This window comes from Flavobacterium sp. HJSW_4 (assembly GCF_042436695.1).
GTDB lineage: Bacteria > Bacteroidota > Bacteroidia > Flavobacteriales > Flavobacteriaceae > Flavobacterium.
This window is the reverse complement of the sequence record NZ_JBHNPP010000005.1, coordinates 135,858-154,983: the sequence shown is the minus strand read 5'-3', so window position 1 is coordinate 154,983 and position 19,126 is coordinate 135,858. Positions and strand designations below refer to the sequence as shown.

The following is a 19,126-nucleotide window of genomic DNA, read 5'->3' as shown; positions in this document are numbered from 1 at the left end:
TCTATTTTGTTTTTTATTTGAGCTTCCCAACAATTATCGAGATTGCTATTCAACGTCTTATGATTTTTAGAATCCTAAAGCTGCTGCAATATCGTGTCTTAAAATAACAACACCCGTAATCATAATATTAATAATCGAAAGTGGAATCAAAATTCTCCAGCCTAAGTTCATTAATTGGTCATATCTAAATCTTGGAATCGTCCAACGTACCCACATGTAGAAGAATATGAAGAAACATATTTTCACAAATAATACCGCAATTCCTAACAAGTTCGCTGGATTTACACCAACATTTTCTACCATCCATTGCATTCCAGGATAGTTGTAACCACCAAAGAACAATACAGAAATAATAGTTGCAGAAGTAAACATACTAGCATATTCAGCAAATAAATAGAATCCCATTTTCATAGAAGAATATTCTGTATGGTAACCTCCAATTAATTCACTTTCGCATTCTGCTAAGTCGAAAGGAGTTCTGTTAGTTTCAGCAAATGAACAAATCAAGAAAATCAAAAATGATAAAGGCTGATAGAAAACATTCCAGTTCATGCCTTGTTGCTGTAATGAAATTTCTTTTAAACTCATTGTTCCTGTCATCATCAATAAAGCAATCATTGATAATCCCATCGCAATCTCATAAGAAACCATTTGCGAAGCCGCACGAACAGCTCCCATTAAAGAGAATTTGTTGTTAGAAGCCCATCCACCAATCATGATACCGTAAACTCCAACAGAAAGAACTCCAAAAATGTATAATAAAGCAATATTTACATCAGTTGCCTGAAGAATAACTTCTCTTCCAAAAACTACTAAATGATCTCCCCACGGAATAACAGCACTTGTCATTAAGGCAGTACTCATGGCAATTGCAGGACCTACAACAAATAAAAATCTATTTGGAGTATTTGGAAAAAATTCTTCTTTAGAGAATAATTTCATACCGTCTGCAAGTGGTTGTAATAAACCTCCCCATCCAGCACGGTTTGGACCAACACGGTCTTGTAAGAAAGCCGCAACTTTACGTTCAGCCCAAGTAGAATACATTGCCATAATCATCGTTACAGCAAAAACTACAACAATTACAACACTCTTTTCTATAATAAACGCACCATCTACCATCATTAAGAGTTTTTATTGTTATTGTTTAATGGAATTTCAGCCATACTAATTTTTTTACGGTCAATATCTCTACCCATAAGAATATTCTTTTCAGTATCGATTTGTACTTTCTCAAGTTTTTGAGTGTAGTTATTTTGGTTGATAACAGAATCTTTTTCAAATTCTCTTGGTCCTTCAATAACCCAGTCATTTACATCTTTGTGATCAAAACGACAGCTGTTGCAGATGAATTCTTCAACTTCATGGTACTCATCTTTACGACCAGTCACACGTTGAATTTCTCCACCAAACATCCAAACAGTAGTTTTTCCACAACATCCTGGAGTTGTACATTCTCTGTGAGCGTTGTAAGGTTTGTTAAACCAAACTCTTGATTTAAAACGGAAAGTTTTGTCTGTTAAAGCTCCAACTGGGCAAACGTCAATCATGTTTCCTGAAAACTCATTGTCGATTGCTTTAGAAATTCCAGTTGAAATATTAGCGTGGTCACCACGGTCTAATACTCCGTGAACTCTGTTGTCTGTCAATTGATCTGCAACTTGTACACATCTTTGGCATAAGATACAACGGTTCATATGTAGTTGAATATTTGGACCAATATCTTCCGGTTCAAATGTTCTTTTTTCTTCAATAAAACGTGATTTTGGGTTTCCGTGCTCAAAACTTAAATTTTGAAGATCACATTCACCAGCCTGATCACAAATTGGGCAGTCTAATGGGTGGTTGATCAATAAAAATTCTGTCACCGATTTACGTGCTTCCGTAACTCTGGCAGAAGATTTACTGTTTACTTCCATTCCGTCCATACATCCTGTTACACAAGATGCCATTAATTTTGGCATTGGTCTTGGGTCAGCTTCACTTCCTTTAGAAACTTCAACTAAACAACAACGGCATTTTCCACCGCTGCCTTTTAATTTTGAGTAATAGCACATGGCTGGCGGCACCAAATCTCCACCAATCATACGTGCAGCCTGCAGGATCGTTGTTCCTGGCTCTACGTCTATACTTTGACCGTCTATGGTTACTTTCATCTCTTTATTTTGTTTTTTTAGTTTCAGGTTTAAAGTTTCAGGTTGAACTTGAAACTAAAAAAACTTGAAACTTGAAACTATTTTAAACTTTTTCGTTGAAAGTCGGAATATTGAAAAGAATTGCTGTCCTTTTTAACATTTGAACTTTATAACTTTCTGCTTTTTATACTTATACGATTACTTTACCGCCTACTAAATGCTTTACTTGTGAAAAAGGTTCAGCAACAAAGTGATCTCTATTTTTGATTTTTTCAGGGAAACGAACGTGATATTCGAATTCATCTCTAAAGTGACGAATCGCAGCAGCTACTGGCCAAGAAGCGGCGTCACCAAGAGGGCAGATTGTGTTTCCTTCAATTTTACTTTGAATACTCCACAATAATTCGATATCTTCTTCACGGCCTTGACCGTTTTCGATTCTCCATAAGATTTTTTCTAACCATCCAGTTCCTTCACGGCAAGGAGTACATTGTCCGCAAGATTCGTGGTGGTAAAAACGAGCAAAGTTCCAAGTGTTTCTTACCACACAAGCAGTGTCGTTGTACACGATAAATCCTCCAGAACCTAACATAGATCCAGTTGCAAAACCACCATCACTTAAAGATTCGTAAGTCATTAAACGATCTTCACCGTTTGCTGTTTTGAAAATTAATTCAGCTGGTAAAATTGGCACAGAAGAACCTCCAGGTACAAATGCTTTCAAAGGTCTGCTAGAAGACATTCCTCCTAAATATTCATCAGAATTCATGAATTCGTCAACGCTTAAACCTAACTCAATTTCATAAACCCCAGGATTTTTAATGTGTCCAGAAGCAGAAATTAATTTAGTTCCAGTAGAACGTCCAATTCCAATTTTAGCATAATCATCACCAGAATTGTTTACAATCCAAGGCACAGTCGCAATTGTTTCAACATTGTTTACTACAGTTGGATTTGCCCAAAGACCAGAAACCGCTGGGAAAGGTGGTTTGATACGAGGATTTCCTCTTTTACCTTCCAAAGATTCGATTAATGCTGTTTCTTCTCCACAGATATATGCTCCAGCTCCACAGTGTACATGAAGTTCAAGATCATAACCTGATCCTAATATATTTTTTCCTAACCAACCAGCAGCTTTTGCTTCGGCGATTGCTCTTTCTAAGATTTTGAAAACCCACATATATTCTCCACGAATGTAGATATAAGATAGGTTAGCGCCCAATGCGTAGCTTGAAGTAATCATCCCTTCGATCAATAAGTGAGGAATATATTCCATCAAGAAACGATCTTTAAATGTTCCAGGCTCAGATTCGTCAGCGTTACAAACTAAGTGTCTTGGTCTTCCTGATTTTTTGTCAATAAAGCTCCATTTCATTCCAGCAGGGAAACCAGCTCCACCACGGCCACGTAATCCTGATTTTTTTACTTCTTCAGTAACTTCATCTGGAGTAAGTGTTTTTAAAGCTTTTTCTACAGAAGCATAACCACCATTTTGGCGATATACTTCGTAGGTTTTAATTCCAGGAATATTGATTTTATCTAATAATATTTTTTGTGACATCTTATTTATCGTGTAATATTATTTTATCATCTCTACAATCAGCAATTAACTGATCGATTTTCTCTTCTGTTAATTTCTCTTTGTAGAAATCTCCCAACTGCATCATCGGAGCATATCCGCAAGCACCTAAACATTCTACGCCAGCAATGGTAAACATTCCGTCTGGAGTTGTTTCTCCCATTTTAATGCCTAATTTTTCAGAAGTATAATCCATTAAATTTTCGGCACCGCTTAAACAACAACAAGAAGTCTGGCAAAACTCAAACATGTATTTACCAATTGGTTTTTGGTTAAACATGGTATAAAAAGTAACCACTTCATAAACCTCAATTGGTTTTATCTGAAGAATCTCGGCAACTTTATCTTGCAATTCAATGCTTAACCAGTTGTTATGCGCATCCTGAACCTCATGCAAAACAGGCAATAAAGCCGATTTTTGTTTACCTTCAGGATAATGACTAATCAATTCATTGATGCGAGTCATCAATGCTTCTGTCATGTTTATTTCTTGTTTGTAATGTTTACGTTCCATTTTAATTTTAGATTTCTGATTTTAGATTTCTGATTTTTTCAATCTTTGTCTATAATCTATGATTCTTCAATCATTGTTTAAGTTTTAGATTCTTCAATCTGAATTTTTCAATTCCTAATTATAATTTTTAAATCTAAATTCTAAAATCTGCATTCTCAATCAGCAATCTAAAATCTAAATTCTAAAATCTACAATTTCTTACGCGTCTAATTCTCCTGCAATTACATTCAAACTTGATAAAATTACAATCGCATCAGACAGTAAAGCGCCTTTAATCATGTCTGGATATGCTTGATAGTAAATAAAACAAGGTCTTCTGAAATGTAATCTATATGGAGTCCTACTTCCGTCAGTAACTAAATAAAAACCTAACTCTCCATTTCCACCTTCAACAGGGTGGTAAATTTCTGCAACTGGAACAGGAACTTCTCCCATTACAATTTTAAAGTGATAGATTAATGATTCCATATTATTATACACATCTTCTTTTGGAGGAAGGTAATAATCTGGAACTTCAGCATGATATTCGTTTCCAGCTGGCATTTTGTCCAAAGCCTGACGAATAATGCTTAAACTTTCCCAAACTTCAGCATTACGAACACAGAAACGATCGTAAGTATCTCCCGATTTTCCAACAGGAACAATAAAATCGAAATCTTCGTAAGATGAGTAAGGTTGTGCAACACGAACGTCATAATCAACTCCAGCAGCACGTAAGTTTGGACCTGTAAATCCGTAAGCCATTGCTTGTTCAGCAGATATAGCACCAACGTTTACAGTTCTGTCAAGGAAAATTCTGTTTCTTTCGAATAAGTTTTCGAATTCTTTCCAAGCAACTGGAAATTCTTCAAGAAAAGCCTCGATTTTTTTGAAAGCTTCTGGAGTCCAGTCTCTTTCAAAACCACCAATTCTTCCCATATTTGTAGTCAAACGAGCTCCACAAATTTCTTCGTAAATCTCGTATACTTTTTCTCTAAATTGAAAAACGTATAAGAAACCAGTATACGCACCAGTATCAACCCCAAGAATCGAGTTACAGATTAAGTGGTCTGTAATACGAGCCAGCTCCATAACGATAACTCTTAAATATTGTGCTCTTTTTGGAACTTCAATACCTAATAATTTTTCTAAAGTCATCCACCATCCCATATTGTTGATAGGAGATGAACAATAGTTCATACGGTCTGTAAGAGGTGTAATTTGATAAAAAGGACGATTCTCAGCGATTTTTTCGAAAGCTCTGTGAATGTAACCAATAGTTGGTTCAGCTTCAAGAATTCTTTCTCCATCCATTAAAAGGATATTTTGAAAAATACCGTGAGTAGCCGGGTGAGTAGGTCCTAAATTCAGTACAGAAAGTTCGCTTCCGTCTTCGTTTAGTTTCTCCTTAATTATTTTAGCATAACGATGCTCTGGTGGTAATAATAGTTCTGACATTTTATAATGTTGAATTATTTTTTAGCAATTTGTTGTTGTTCTTCCAAAGAATCTGTCGTCTTTATCAGTTCTTCCGCTGTCTTCCATTGGGAATTCTTTTCTCATTGGGAAAGACACCATTTCATCCATATTCAAAATACGTTTCAATTGCGGGTGGCCAATAAAATTAACTCCAAAGAAATCGTATGTTTCTCTTTCCATCCAGTTTGAACTCAAGAAAATATTTGAAATTGATTTGATCTCTGGTTTTTCACCGCTGATAAATACTTTAATTCTCAAACGTTTATTTTCGTACCAGTTATGTAAATGATATACAATAGCAAACTGACGTTCAGCTTCATTATCTGGATAATGAATTCCGCATAAATCGGTTAAGAAGTTAAAACGTAATTCTGAATCATTTTTAAGGAAAAGAATCAACGCAGTGATTTTATCAGCTGATGCTTCTAAAGAAAAAATATCTCTTTCTTGCTGAAAGTTAAAAACATCACTATTGAATGTTTCTACAAGTTTGTCTTGAATTTGGGTATTTTCTAAGGCCATCTTATGAGATATTATATGAAGCTAATAATTCTTGGTATTCTGGTGAGCTTCTGCGTCTCACAGATTCGCTTTTTACCAATTCCTGAAGTCTCATTACTCCATCAACAATTTGTTCTGGTCTTGGTGGGCATCCAGGCACATAAACGTCAACTGGAATTACTTTGTCAATTCCTTGAAGAACAGAATAAGTGTCAAAAACTCCTCCTGAAGAAGCGCAAGCTCCAACAGCAATTACCCAACGAGGTTCAGACATTTGCTCGTAAACTTGTCTTAAAATAGGAGCCATTTTTTTAGAAATTGTTCCCATTACTAATAACATATCGGCTTGTCTTGGCGAGAAACTCACACGCTCTGATCCAAATCGAGCTAAGTCATAGTGAGATGCCATTGTTGCCATGAATTCGATACCACAGCATGAAGTCGCGAAAGGAAGCGGCCATAATGAGTTAGCTCTTGCTAAACCAACTACATCATTAAGTTTTGTAGCGAAGAAACCTTCACCAGTAACTCCTTCTGGCGGCGCAACCATATTTACTTTTGAATCGCTCATTTTATTTTAGATTTCTGATTTTAGATTTTAGATTTTTTCAAATCGTAAAAAGTAAAATCAATTTTTTAAATCAGTACTTTAAATTTGAGTTCAAATTTTAAATCTCAGTATTAGATAAATCTAAAAGCTCAGATCTAAAATCTAAAATCATTATTCCCACTCTAATGCTTTCTTTTTGATGATATAGAAGAAACCAACCAAAAGCAAAGACATGAAAACTAACATTTTTAACATTCCTTCAATTCCTAAGTCTTTGAAGTTTACTGCCCAAGGGTAAAGGAAAATAACCTCTACGTCGAATAATACGAACAAAATGGCAACTAAGAAGTATTTTACAGAGAATGGAATACGGGCGTTACCAACAGATTCGATACCACATTCGAAGTTTTTATCTTTAACTTCAGAGGTTCTTCTTGGTCCTAATTTTCCAGAAATAATGATTGTTCCTACCACAAAACCAACAGCTAGAATAAACTGCATTAAAATAGGAATGTAACTGTATTGATCAGATTGCATAAACTTCGATTTTTTACTTAAAAAATGAGCCACAAAGATAACTTGGAAGTCTGTAAAACACAAGCTAAAAAAGGATTTAAGTAGGGTAGTAAACCGCGTTTATGTCTAATTTTTATTCATTATAAATAACATTGCGTTATTTTAATATTTTTTTAAGAAATAGATAAAAAAAAACGTTTCGAAATTAATCGAAACGTTTTCTGAGACCATTCAGAGGCAAAAAAAATAAATTGCTATATTTTTCTTAGATTACTGCTACTTTAGCAGCAACTTTCCCTTTTCTTCCTTCTTCTTCTTCATAGCTTACACGGTCACCTTCGCGTAATTCTTCCGCGTTAATTCCTGAAGCGTGAACGAAGATGTCTTTTCCTGTTTCTTCGTCTGTAATGAATCCATAACCTTTAGACTCATTGAAAAATTTTACTGTACCTGTACGCATTGTAATTGTAATAATAATTTATAATGAAACAAATGTAATATATAATATCATACAAAAGACATCTACGTGTTAATTTTTTGTAAAAATTATTGATTTACAGTGTTTTTACGTGGTTTATTGCATCAATTTGTTTATAAAATACTATAATTTGCGAATCATTAATTGTAAGAATCTAAAAAATACTAATTTGTAAGAATTTGATAATCCAAAAAAAATAACTAAGATTTTTCTTAATATTTAGTAAAATAAAAAAAGCCGTCGAAATTTCAACGGCTTTTTAGGGTTTTTATGAATAAATTACTTCAAATTAAGCAATATCAACTTTAATTCGAAGTTCTTTTAATTGTGCATCATCAATTGCAGCAGGAGCATCGATCATTACATCACGTCCTGAATTGTTTTTAGGGAACGCGATGAAATCTCTAATTGTTTCTTGACCTCCAAGAATTGCCACAAGTCTATCTAAACCAAAAGCAAGTCCTCCGTGAGGCGGTGCTCCAAATTGGAAAGCATCCATTAAGAATCCGAATTGAGCTTTTGCTTCTTCTTCAGTAAATCCTAAATATTTAAACATTAATTGTTGTGTCGCTTTATCGTGAATACGGATAGATCCACCTCCAATTTCGTTTCCGTTTAAAACCATATCGTAAGCATTTGCACGAACTTTTCCTGGTTCTGTTTCAAGTAAAGCCATATCTTCTGGTTTTGGAGAAGTAAATGGGTGGTGCATTGCATGGTAACGACCGCTTTCTTCGTCAAGTTCTAATAATGGGAAATCTACAACCCAAAGAGGTGCAAATTCCTCAGGATTACGTAATCCTAAACGAGTAGCCAATTCCATACGTAAAGCAGATAGTTGAGCGCGAGTTTTGTTTGCAGGTCCAGAAAGAACAAAAATCATATCTCCAGGATTTGCTTCTGTTGCTTTTGCCCAATTTGCTAAATCTTCATTATCGTAGAATTTATCTACAGATGATTTGTATGTTCCGTCTTCGTTGCATTTTACATAAACCATTCCAGATGCACCAACTTGAGGACGTTTAACCCAGTCAATTAATCCGTCGATTTCTTTACGAGTGTAATTTCCAGCTCCTGGAACAGCAATTCCGACAACTAATTCAGCTGCATTGAATACAGGGAATTCTTTATGTTGTGCAAATTCGTTTAATTCTCCAAACTTCATTCCGAAACGAATGTCCGGTTTGTCGTTTCCGTATGTTTTCATGGCATAATCGTAAGTAATTCTTGGGAATTTCTCTACTTCAATGCCTTTAATTTCTTTTAATAAATGTCTTGTCAATCCTTCGAAAACATTCAAAATATCTTCTTGTTCCACAAATGCCATTTCGCAGTCAATTTGAGTAAACTCTGGCTGACGGTCTGCACGTAAATCTTCGTCACGGAAACATTTCACAATTTGGAAATATTTATCCATTCCACCTACCATCAATAATTGTTTGAAAGTTTGCGGAGATTGCGGTAAAGCATAAAACTGACCTTCGTTCATACGGCTTGGTACAACGAAATCTCTTGCTCCTTCTGGAGTAGATTTGATTAAATAAGGTGTTTCAACTTCGCAGAAATCTAAATCAGATAAATATTTACGAACTTCCATTGCCACTTTGTGACGGAATAACAAGCTGTTTTTTACTGGATTTCTTCTAATATCCAAGTAACGATACTTCATTCTGATGTCTTCACCACCGTCAGTTTCATCTTCAATCGTAAATGGAGGAGTTAGAGCAGAGTTTAAAATCGTTAATTCAGAAACTAAAATTTCGATTTCACCCGTTGGAATATTTTTGTTTTTAGCTTCACGCTCAATTACAGTTCCTTTTACTTGAATTACAAATTCTCTTCCTAGAGTTTTAGCCAATTCAAAAACAGTTTTATCTGAACGACTTTCGTCGAAAATAAGTTGAGTAATTCCATAACGGTCGCGTAAATCGACCCAATTCATAAATCCTTTATCGCGTGATTTTTGAACCCAGCCCGCAAGTGTAACTTCGGTATTAATATTTGAAGCGTTTAATTCGCCACAATTATGACTTCTATACATAATCAAAATTTTAGATTGCAAAAGTAAATACAAAATTCAAGATAATATAGTAAAGTGATAAGTTGATGCAGAATAATTTTAAATATTTTGTTAATTCTAAAATTCGGAAGCTTTTATTTCTTTAGTTTTGATTCTCTAAAAAACTAATAACAATACCTATGAAAAAACTTTTTGTTGCAGGTTTAGTAATTTTTAATGCTTTAAACGGGATTGCTCAAAGTAAAAGTCCAGTGAAATTCACAGCTAAAATTACGAATAGAAATAGTGATACCTTAGTAATTAGGGGAAGGGACAATTTCAAGCAAATAATTCCAATTGATAAAAAAGAAGTTTTCGCAGCAACTTTTGATGCTCCTCAGGGATTTTATGTGTTTTCTGACGGTACAGAATCTTCTAATTTATATTTAAAGCCAAATTCTGAAGTCAATTTGACAATGAATGCAAAAGAATTTGATGAGACGATTGTATATAAAGGTAAAGGTGTGGACGAAAGCAATTTTTTAGCGCAGCAGGCTCTAAAAGATGAAAACTTTCAGAAAGATGCTTTTGCTAAAGAAGCCAATGAATTTATTGCTTTGCTTGATGGTAAATTAAAATCGGATACAGAGAGTGTAGAGAAAGGTAATTTTGCTCCAGAATTTAAAACTGCTTTAAAGAGTAGTTTCGAGAGTTTTCATCAATATGCTGCTGCAGAATACGAAAGAGTTTCAAAAGCAAATAAAATGGTTGGAAAAGCTTCTCCAAGTTTTGATTATGAAAATTTTAAAGGAGGGAAAACAAAACTGGCTGATTTAAAAGGTAAATATATCTATATTGATCTTTGGGCAACATGGTGCGCGCCTTGTCGAGCTGAAATTCCTTATTTACAAAAGCTTGAAGAACAATATCACGGAAAAAACATTGAATTTGTAAGTATTTCTATTGATAAAGCAAAAGACAATCCGAAATGGAAAAAGTTTGTAACCGATAAACAACTTGGAGGTACGCAACTTTTTGCTGATAAGGATTGGGAATCTGAGTTTGTGGTTAATTACGGTGTAACAGGAATTCCGAGATTTATTTTGATAGATCCAAAAGGTAACATTGTAAGCTCTGATGCTTCAAGACCATCAGATCCGAAGTTGCAGGAGCAGTTAAATGGCTTATTGAATTAATTTATTTACGAAATTTACAACGTTATCGTAGATCACATATTTTTCTAAAATACCAGTAAAACCAGTGCATCAGCGCTGGTTTTTTTGTTTTAATGATTTTTCCAATGTTAAGTTTTTATTCAATGTTACCAAATTGTTAAGCAAAAGTTTTTTTAATGTAAACATTTAACTATCTTTGGTAAAGATTTCTTAACATTAATACCTAAAGATATGAAAAAGAGTGTAATTTTAGCTGCAATATTGTTCTCTGGAATTGTAGTTGCACAAGAAGGAAAGCCTGAATTAGAAGCTGCTGGAAACAAGGTAAAAGCAACCTATTACTATGAAAATGGTAAAGTGCAGCAAGAAGGCTTTTTTAAAGACGGCAAATTAGACGGTGTTTGGGTATCTTATGACGTAAATGGAAACAAAAAAACCGTTGGAGAATACGCAGACGGAGTTAAAACTGGAAAATGGATCTACTTTAATGAAGACAGCTTGAAAGAAGTTGCTTATGTTGATAATAAAGTAAGTTCAGTTAAAAATTTACAGAAAAATGCTTTAGCAAACAGAAATTAATCATATAATTTCAGAACCCTAATTATAAAAAAGCCGCTTATTTAAGCGGTTTTTTTATGGCTTTACTTTTTTAGATTTTCTATTTCTTCCAAACCAAATTATAAATCCGCTTACGGGCAGGGCAGCAGCAATTAAGCTCACAGTAAAAGCTATAATTTTTCCCGGAAGATCTAAAACTTGTCCAGTATGTATGCCGTAATTCATTTCGACAACTTGCAATCCTAATGTTTTTTTATCGAATGTCTGACTTTGAATTAATTTTCCGCTTGACGGATGAAAATAATAATTGCTCTGCTGATCATAACGCAAAGTATGCGGATAAGCGCCTGTACTCACAATATCGCCTTTTTGTTGCGGAATCATTATAAAAAACATTTCTGCTTTTGGCTGTAATTTTAAAGTCTGAGCAAATGCTTTGTCAATTGCAGTAACAGAATTTGCTTTGAAAGTGGTTGTGTCAATTACAGGCGTTTTGGTTTCAGCGGCTTTGTCTCCTCCCAAATTGAAAGATTTATAAATTCCTTCGCCAACCCATTCGTAAGTAAAAGTAAGCCCTGTTATGGCTAGAATTAAGACAATTAATGAAATGTAAAATCCAGAAGTATTGTGCCAGTCATAATTTACGCGACGCCATTTTGCGGACCATTTTACTGTAAAACTTCTTTTAATATCGCTTTTTCGTTTTGGCCACCATTGAATTATTCCTGAAATAAGTAATAAAATAAAAATGATGGTTGAGCCGCCAATAATATGTTTTCCTATATAATCGGGAAGGAGCAAGTATAAATGAATATATTCTACAATAATGAAGAAATCAGTTTCAGGGTTTTCTGATTTCAGATATTTGCCTGTATATGGATTAAAATATAAATAAAGATTCCCTGTATCTGAATACGTATAAACAATTGCCGATCTGTTTTTTCCGTAATAAGCCACCATGCTCGCTTTGTTTGTGGGAGCAACTTCTTTTGCTTTTTCCTGTAATTCAGATGGTGTGAGAAAAGGTTTGTTTTGAGGTTCAACCAAACGCCATTCTTTTCTTGTGATGTCTTTTATTTCGTCATGAAAACAAAAAATACAGCCCGTAATACAGACTATAAAAACAATAAGCCCAGAAATTAATCCGAGCCACTTGTGTAGAAAACGTATTTTGTTTTTGAATCCCATTTTTTGATTAAAAGCGTAAAAGTATGCTCAAAATTTGTAAGGGACAAGTTATTACAAATTATTTGCGACATCAAAAGGATAAGTGTTGCTAAAGAATTAATCTCGCAAAGACGCTAAGTCGCAAAGTTTTTTAATATTTCTTTGCGACTTAGCGTCTTTGCGAGATTCTAAAAATGTGGCTTTTGAGAAAGCTTTCTCGATATTATTTTAAGCGATTGCTTTTTTAGGTTTTAAATGATAAGCTGTGTACAATGAAATTGCAGCTAAGAAAATCCAGAAAACATCAATGAAAAAAATCTGAAATTTGTTTTCCATAAAAGAAGTCCAAAACCAATTTCCAGAAACGATTCCGTTTGTAATAGGAATTAAAAAGCCTAAAATACTTCCAGAAATCAAGCAGAATTTATTGGTAAAAGCATCATTCTTTTTAATGATAAAGAAAATGGCAAGCAATAGCCATCCTCCAAAATAAAGCGCATACAAATTAGACTGACTTAATGGATAGAAAATTTTACTTCCGATAAAAGCCAATGCCGTAATAGGATACATGCTTAAACAAATCGCCAAATAAATACGCACAACAGCATTATTGAATCGTCTTTTCTTTTCTGGCATGTTGTTTTTTTGTCGGGCAACAAGCCAAATCATCACTCCAGAAATAATGACAAAACAAGTTATGATTCCTAAAATGAAGCTTACAATTTTTAAAGCATATCCACCGTAATCACCAAAATGAATTCGGTACAGAACATTTTTTACAACATCTAAATAAGTAGTTTGCGCGATAGGATCTTTTTTGGCAATTTCCTTTCCATCGGCAACTCGGTAAACTACTTTTCCGATTCCTGTAAATTTTTTATGGCTTAAAAGTTCACCTTCAACCAAAACATGCATATTTGCATCTCCATAATTTTGAATAAAAACACGTGTGATTTCAAAATCAGACCAATTGTTTTTGGTTTTGGCAACTAATTCATTAATGTTAAATGGATTGGCTAACTTTTTATTTTCAAATTTATAATCAGGATCTTTGTATTCTAATTCTTTATATAATTTATCTTGATCACCTTTGTATAATGCCATTACGGCTGGCGCTACAATTAAAAGCTTAATCATAAAGAAAGCACCTGTAACTGCATATACAAACTGAAATGGAAGTCCAATCATTCCTAAAGCAGTATGCGCGTCTGTCCAAAGCGTTTTCAATTTTTCTTTTGGACGGAACATATAAAAGTTAGAAACAATTTTATTCCAATGCAATAAAACTCCTGTTATGATTGCGAATAAAAAAAACAGGGCTGTAAAACCAGCTAAATAATATCCAGCAGGATAAGGAATTTGAGCAAGAAAGTGCAAACGGTATAAAAGTTCTCCTAATGAATAGGATTCTTCGTAAGTGTAAGTTTTGTAGTTTTTATTGTCTAAATAAAAAAAGTCTCCTGCCTGTTGTTTTTTTGGAGCCAAAGTGTCTTTGGTTCCTTCCATATAAACAGCAACTCGATTTTCTACTGAAGGTTTAGAAATAGTGATATTTCTTCCGTGCAAAACATATTTTTTGTCTAAATGCTGCAGGGCATCATTGTAATCCAGTTGAATTTCTCTTGTGATTGCTGTAGATTCACTTCTTTCCCAATTGATGATTTCATCTCTAAAAAAAGAAAAAGATCCAGCAAAGAAAATTACAAAAAGAACTACACTGATAACGATTCCGCTGACAGTATGTGTATGAAAATAGATATTGTAATGACGGTTATTCATAAATATTATTGTGCCGTATTATAGGTTTGACCCAAATAAATAAAAAGACAAAAAAGTAAAGAAAGCAGAATGTAAATTCCCCATATTTTCCAGCCGCTTTTGGCTAAAAATGCAATGATCATTAAGGCTACCCAAAGGATAAATCCGCTAAAAGCCATAGTTATAAGTACATCTGCACGACTAAACCAAGCCGCTAAAGCCAAATGAAAAGTAACAGAAACAAAGTATCCTCCTAAAATTGCAGCAGTAATTTTAGAAAAACGTGGCCAAAAAGAAGGATTTAGATATTTTGCATTTGCTGGCATAGGATAATTTATAATGGATTTTAGTTGTAATAAAATTCAGTTATGGCAATAAAAAGCAGTAAAGCTAAAAGTAGTTTACTGTTAATCTTTTTTAAAGGAGTAAGAATAATGATTAAGCTTCCAACTGTCATCAGTTGAATAAAAAACATCAAAGTGCCACAGCCTAATGATTGTGTAAAAAGCCACATTGCATAAGCAGATAATAAAAGCGTTAACCCAATAATTTTGGTTGGTTTTGGATTTTTCTGCATCCATTTTTCAAAACCCAAATCATAAGACAGTACTGCTTTTTTAGAAGTATAATACAGTGTGTAAAAAGCTAGGAAAACGATAAGACTGGCAATTGTAATCATAATCTTTAAAATTTAAAAAACACCTTTCCTGTAAAAGAAAGGTGTTTTTATTGTTTTTTATTAGAATCTGTAAGCGAAGTTCGCAGCAACAGTTCTCATATTTCTTGGATGAATTGTTGACCAACCATCATATGTGTCAATATTAGCAATATTGTCTAATTTTAATGTCAAAGTAAATTTTTCTGTTCCGTAGAAAATAGAAGAATTTAAAACAGTGTAAGAAGGTAATGTAAATTGACCAACTCCGTTTCTGTTCATGATTAAGTTTTTGTCAGCATAATTTCCTCCAAAACCTAAACCAAAACCTTGTAAATCTCCTTCTTGGAATTTATAGCTTGCCCATAAGTTTGCTAAATTTCTTGGTCCTGAACTCTCTGGTCTGCGACCAACAAAAGAAGGATCTCCAGCGTTTAAGACAGCGTCAACATAGCTGTAACCCGCTACGATATTTAAACCATCAATAGGACTTGCAACGAATTCTGCTTCAAAACCTTTGTTTCTTTGCGCTCCATCTTGAAAAGGTGTTTGAGATGTAGCAGTGTAAACTACATAAACTTGGTCTTTTACCTGAATATCGTAGTAGCTGAATGTAGCATAAAGTTTATCTTTAAACACGTTTAATTTTGTTCCGATTTCGAATTGGTTAGCGTGCTCTGGTTTGAAAGTTCTTGGACGAGTAGTTCCGTCTGCAGAAATTTCTGTAACAGGAGCAGAATTAGCAAAACCATCCATGTAGTTTGCAAAAAGAGATACTTTATCCAGAATTGGCTGGTAAACGATACCAAATTTAGGAGAGAATGCAGTTTGGTTAAAGTCGTCTGCGCTTGTTGATACATCGCCAGCAGTTACAAAACGGTCAACACGTAAACTTGCCATTGCTGATAATGCAGGTGTGAAATTGATTACATCAGAAAAATAAGCACTGTAAACTTCTTGTTTTGTTTTGTTCATGCTGATTCCAGCAGAAGCAATTAGAGCATCAGTTCCAGCTTTAGTTAAGTTTCCGTTATCACCATTCGTGATGTATTTTTTAGGATCTGTAATTCCATAAAGATATTGATTTACAGTCGCTACATCTAGATTACCAATGTAAACGTTTCCATTTCTAACATAGTTAGAGCTGTTGTCAACCATACCTCTGTTGAAGTAATCTAAACCAACAACAATACGGTTTCTTAAACTTCCAATTTTGAAGTCTCCAATAAAGTTTTGTTGAATATCTGTTGTTAGCGTTGTAGAATTTTGATAATTCATAGAACGTCCTAATACAATTCCTTCGCTTATTTCATCAGGAGCGTATTGTGTTCCTTCATATAAATAGCTGTAATATCCGTTAGAAGAAGAAGAACCTCTTGAAACTACAGTTTGTGAAGTCCATTGGTCATTGAATTTGTACATCATTTGACCTTGTAAGTTGTATGAAGGAGTTTCGATTGCCAATTCATTACTAGTGTAAGAACGTTTGTTATCGTAACCTAATTCAGCCATATTGTGAACTCTTAACGGAGCAGCTCTATCTAAAAATAACATAGTAGCGTTAGTCTGTTTGTTGTTCATGAATTCCGTATTAACGAAAAACGAAAGTTTGTCATTCACTTGGTAAGATAATGATGGAGCAAAAAAGAATGATTTTTTAAATCCAGCATCTTGGAAACTGTTTTCTGTATGATAAGCAGTATTTACACGAAAATTAATTTTGTGTTCTTCATCCACAGGAGTATTGACATCAGCCGTTACTCTGTTTAAACCGTTGCTTCCAGCTGTGTAAGTTACTTCTCCTCCAAAATGATCGTAAGGTTTTTTTGTAGTTAAGTTAATTAAACCTCCGTAAGAGATTAAACTACTTCCGAATAAAGTACCAGATGGCCCTTTAATTACTTCAATTTTATCAATGTTTGCAGGATCTAAACCTCCGTTTGTTAATCCAGGTAATCCATTAGTCATTGTTGGTTGTACTGCAAATCCTCTTAAAGAGAAATATCCAGCTCCGTCACCTCCACGTCCAGTAGAAGCCCAAAGCGGTGTTAATCCAGGTGCATTTTTAAGAGCATCGTCAAGATTTGTAACAACTTGTTCTTTTAATAACTCAGCAGTAATTGTAGTGTAAACTTGTGGGTTTTCAAGATTTTTAAGAGGTAATCTTGAAACTTGTTGTGTTTCTTTACGAGCTAACGGATTTTTTCTGTTTCCGTTTACAACAATTTCATTCAATTCTTGAGAGTTTTCACTAATTCTAAAATCCTCGATAACCGAATCGCCACTATTAAGGCTAATGCTTTTTTCTTTAGAAGAATAACCAATTCCAGAAACTTTTATCACATAGTTACCTGGTTTAACATTTTTAATCTCGTAGAAACCGTTGGCATCTGTGCTAGTTCCTATTTTAGTTCCTTTCAACACTACAGACACATTATCGGCAGCTTGATTATTTGTTAAGCTAATTTGACCTTTAATAGTTGCTTTTTCTTGAGCCAAAGCAGTTACGCTGGTCATTAAAGCAAAACAAAAACTCAAAAAAGAAATTGTAAATTTTAATTTCATTTTTATTTAGAATTAATTTTGATAGCGCAAATTTAATTGTTGGACAGCAACTAAACAAGTTATTCTTATTTATTCTAAATTAAATATTTTTTAAAGGGCAAAATTTACATTTTCATAAAAAATTAACATCTTAAGCTAAAATTAAGCTAATCTTAAGCAAAAAAACCTGCTCAAATTAATGAACAGGTTTTTATTATTGTCAAAAATTACTTTAAAAATTACAACTCTAAAGCACGTTTAGCGTCGCCATTCATCAATAATTCTACTGGATTTTCTAAAGCTTCTTTTACAGCCACTAAGAAACCAACAGACTCACGTCCGTCGATGATTCTATGATCGTAAGAAAGAGCAACATACATCATTGGGTGAATTTCAACTTTACCGTTTACAGCGATTGGACGCTCGATGATGTTGTGCATTCCTAAGATTCCTGATTGAGGAGGGTTGATGATTGGAGTAGATAACATACTTCCGAAAACACCACCATTTGTGATTGTGAAAGTTCCTCCAGTCATATCGTCAACTGTAATTTGACCATCACGAGCTCTTAAAGCTAATCTTTTGATTTCAGCTTCAATTCCACGGAAAGTTAAAAGTTCAGCATTACGAACAACAGGAACCATTAATCCTTTTGGTCCAGAAACTGCGATTGAGATATCAGCAAAATCGTAAGCGATTTTGTAATCACCATCCATCATAGAGTTTACATCTGGATATAATTCTAAAGCTCTTGTAACTGCTTTTGTAAAGAATGACATGAAACCTAAACCTAAACCACCATGTTTAGCTTTGAAAGCATCTTTGTATTCGTTACGAATTTGGTTGATTGGCGTCATGTTTACTTCGTTGAAAGTAGTCAACATAGCTGTTTCATTTTTAGCTGAAACTAGTCTTTCTGCCACTTTACGACGTAACATAGATAATTTTGTACGCTCAGTTCCACGGCTTCCTCCTGTTGGAGTTCCCATAGAAGGTACTGCGTTTACAGCGTCATCTTTAGTGATTCTTCCACCTTTACCAGTTCCTGAAACAGTTGCTGGAGCAATATTTTTCTCGTCTAATATTTTTCTTGCTGCAGGAGATGGAGTTCCAGCTGCATAACTTGTAGCTGCAGGAGCCTGAACTGGAGCTGCTTTTGGAGCCTCAGCTTTTACTTCTGCCTTAGGAGCCTCAGCTTTTGGAGCTTCAGCTGCTGGAGCCGCGCCACCTGCTGGTTTTGCAGCATCAGTATCAATTAAACAAACCACAGCACCTACTGCTACTGTATCACCTTCTTCAGCTTTTAGTGTAATTACACCGCTCATTTCAGCAGGTAATTCAAGAGTAGCTTTGTCTGAATCAACTTCAGCAATAGCCTGATCTTTCTCTACATAATCTCCGTCTTTTACTAACCAAGTTGCGATTTCAACTTCTTTTATTGATTCCCCTGGTGATGGGACTTTCATTTCTAAAATCATCTTTGTTTTTGTTTAAGGTTGTAATGTTTAACGTTTCATGTCAGTGTAAACTTGAAACGTT

At 34.3% G+C, this 19,126-nt stretch carries 18 protein-coding genes; 2 read left to right on the top strand and 16 right to left on the bottom strand.

The genetic code is table 11. From position 1 onward, the window contains the following. Positions 1-66 precede the first annotated feature (66 nt). The 10 genes from nuoH to aspS form a co-directional block, all read right to left on the bottom strand. Entirely contained in the window at positions 67-1,125 is a 1,059-nt protein-coding gene (nuoH, locus tag ACE01P_RS06785; protein WP_379695579.1) for an NADH-quinone oxidoreductase subunit NuoH, read from the bottom strand. After that, positions 1,125-2,156 (bottom strand): 2Fe-2S iron-sulfur cluster-binding protein, encoded by a 1,032-nt coding sequence (locus ACE01P_RS06780; protein ID WP_379695577.1) that lies wholly within the window; start codon positions 2,154-2,156, stop codon positions 1,125-1,127. Before ACE01P_RS06780 ends, nuoH begins: the two co-directional genes overlap by 1 nt. A 169-nt stretch (positions 2,157-2,325) precedes the next feature. Then, positions 2,326-3,696 (bottom strand): NADH-quinone oxidoreductase subunit NuoF, encoded by a 1,371-nt coding sequence (gene nuoF, locus ACE01P_RS06775; protein ID WP_109191391.1) that lies wholly within the window; start codon positions 3,694-3,696, stop codon positions 2,326-2,328. Between the two features lies 1 nt (position 3,697). Continuing rightward, positions 3,698-4,228, bottom strand: a complete 531-nt coding sequence (locus ACE01P_RS06770; protein WP_132990489.1) for an NAD(P)H-dependent oxidoreductase subunit E — start codon at positions 4,226-4,228, stop codon at positions 3,698-3,700. A gap of 198 nt (positions 4,229-4,426) precedes the next feature. Continuing rightward, positions 4,427-5,665: an NADH-quinone oxidoreductase subunit D gene (locus ACE01P_RS06765; protein ID WP_379695574.1), complete on the bottom strand. Its 1,239-nt coding sequence runs from the start codon at positions 5,663-5,665 to the stop codon at positions 4,427-4,429. Between the two features lie 21 nt (positions 5,666-5,686). Further along, on the bottom strand, positions 5,687-6,208 hold the full coding sequence (locus tag ACE01P_RS06760) for an NADH-quinone oxidoreductase subunit C (protein WP_379695572.1): 522 nt from the start codon (positions 6,206-6,208) through the stop codon (positions 5,687-5,689). 1 nt (position 6,209) lies between these two features. After that, positions 6,210-6,758: an NADH-quinone oxidoreductase subunit B gene (locus ACE01P_RS06755; protein WP_026727108.1), complete on the bottom strand. Its 549-nt coding sequence runs from the start codon at positions 6,756-6,758 to the stop codon at positions 6,210-6,212. Between the two features lie 150 nt (positions 6,759-6,908). Further along, positions 6,909-7,274 (bottom strand): NADH-quinone oxidoreductase subunit A, encoded by a 366-nt coding sequence (locus ACE01P_RS06750; RefSeq protein WP_095929654.1) that lies wholly within the window; start codon positions 7,272-7,274, stop codon positions 6,909-6,911. A 244-nt stretch (positions 7,275-7,518) separates the two neighbouring features. After that, on the bottom strand, positions 7,519-7,713 hold the full coding sequence (locus ACE01P_RS06745) for a cold-shock protein (RefSeq protein WP_007137066.1): 195 nt from the start codon (positions 7,711-7,713) through the stop codon (positions 7,519-7,521). Positions 7,714-8,020: 307 nt separating this feature from the next. Further along, positions 8,021-9,772, bottom strand: coding sequence for an aspartate--tRNA ligase (aspS, locus tag ACE01P_RS06740; protein ID WP_379695570.1), 1,752 nt, complete (start codon positions 9,770-9,772; stop codon positions 8,021-8,023). A gap of 158 nt (positions 9,773-9,930) precedes the next feature. On the opposite strand from aspS, the gene ACE01P_RS06735 reads away from it, so the two are divergent. Next, positions 9,931-10,926, top strand: a complete 996-nt coding sequence (locus tag ACE01P_RS06735) for a TlpA family protein disulfide reductase (RefSeq protein WP_379695568.1) — start codon at positions 9,931-9,933, stop codon at positions 10,924-10,926. Positions 10,927-11,136: 210 nt separating this feature from the next. Next, positions 11,137-11,484, top strand: a complete 348-nt coding sequence (locus tag ACE01P_RS06730) for a toxin-antitoxin system YwqK family antitoxin (RefSeq protein ID WP_379695566.1) — start codon at positions 11,137-11,139, stop codon at positions 11,482-11,484. A 54-nt stretch (positions 11,485-11,538) separates the two neighbouring features. Here the strand turns inward: ACE01P_RS06730 and ACE01P_RS06725 are convergent, their stop codons facing one another. From ACE01P_RS06725 to odhB, 6 genes are all read right to left on the bottom strand, one after another. Beyond that, on the bottom strand, positions 11,539-12,651 hold the full coding sequence (locus ACE01P_RS06725) for a PepSY-associated TM helix domain-containing protein (RefSeq protein ID WP_379695564.1): 1,113 nt from the start codon (positions 12,649-12,651) through the stop codon (positions 11,539-11,541). A gap of 207 nt (positions 12,652-12,858) precedes the next feature. After that, positions 12,859-14,409 carry a PepSY-associated TM helix domain-containing protein gene (locus tag ACE01P_RS06720; RefSeq protein ID WP_379695562.1) on the bottom strand — a complete coding sequence of 517 codons (1,551 nt, stop codon included), beginning with the start codon at positions 14,407-14,409 and terminating at the stop codon, positions 12,859-12,861. Positions 14,410-14,414: 5 nt separating this feature from the next. Then, entirely contained in the window at positions 14,415-14,714 is a 300-nt protein-coding gene (locus ACE01P_RS06715; protein WP_379695560.1) for a hypothetical protein, read from the bottom strand. A gap of 20 nt (positions 14,715-14,734) precedes the next feature. Then, positions 14,735-15,067 (bottom strand): hypothetical protein, encoded by a 333-nt coding sequence (locus tag ACE01P_RS06710; RefSeq protein WP_379695558.1) that lies wholly within the window; start codon positions 15,065-15,067, stop codon positions 14,735-14,737. A gap of 60 nt (positions 15,068-15,127) precedes the next feature. Beyond that, positions 15,128-17,608: a TonB-dependent siderophore receptor gene (locus ACE01P_RS06705; RefSeq protein WP_379695556.1), complete on the bottom strand. Its 2,481-nt coding sequence runs from the start codon at positions 17,606-17,608 to the stop codon at positions 15,128-15,130. 218 nt (positions 17,609-17,826) lie between these two features. Next, the gene (gene odhB / locus ACE01P_RS06700) at positions 17,827-19,065 is read right to left on the bottom strand and encodes a 2-oxoglutarate dehydrogenase complex dihydrolipoyllysine-residue succinyltransferase (protein ID WP_379695554.1); all 1,239 of its coding nucleotides are present in this window, start codon (positions 19,063-19,065) and stop codon (positions 17,827-17,829) included. Positions 19,066-19,126: the final 61 nt, after the last annotated feature.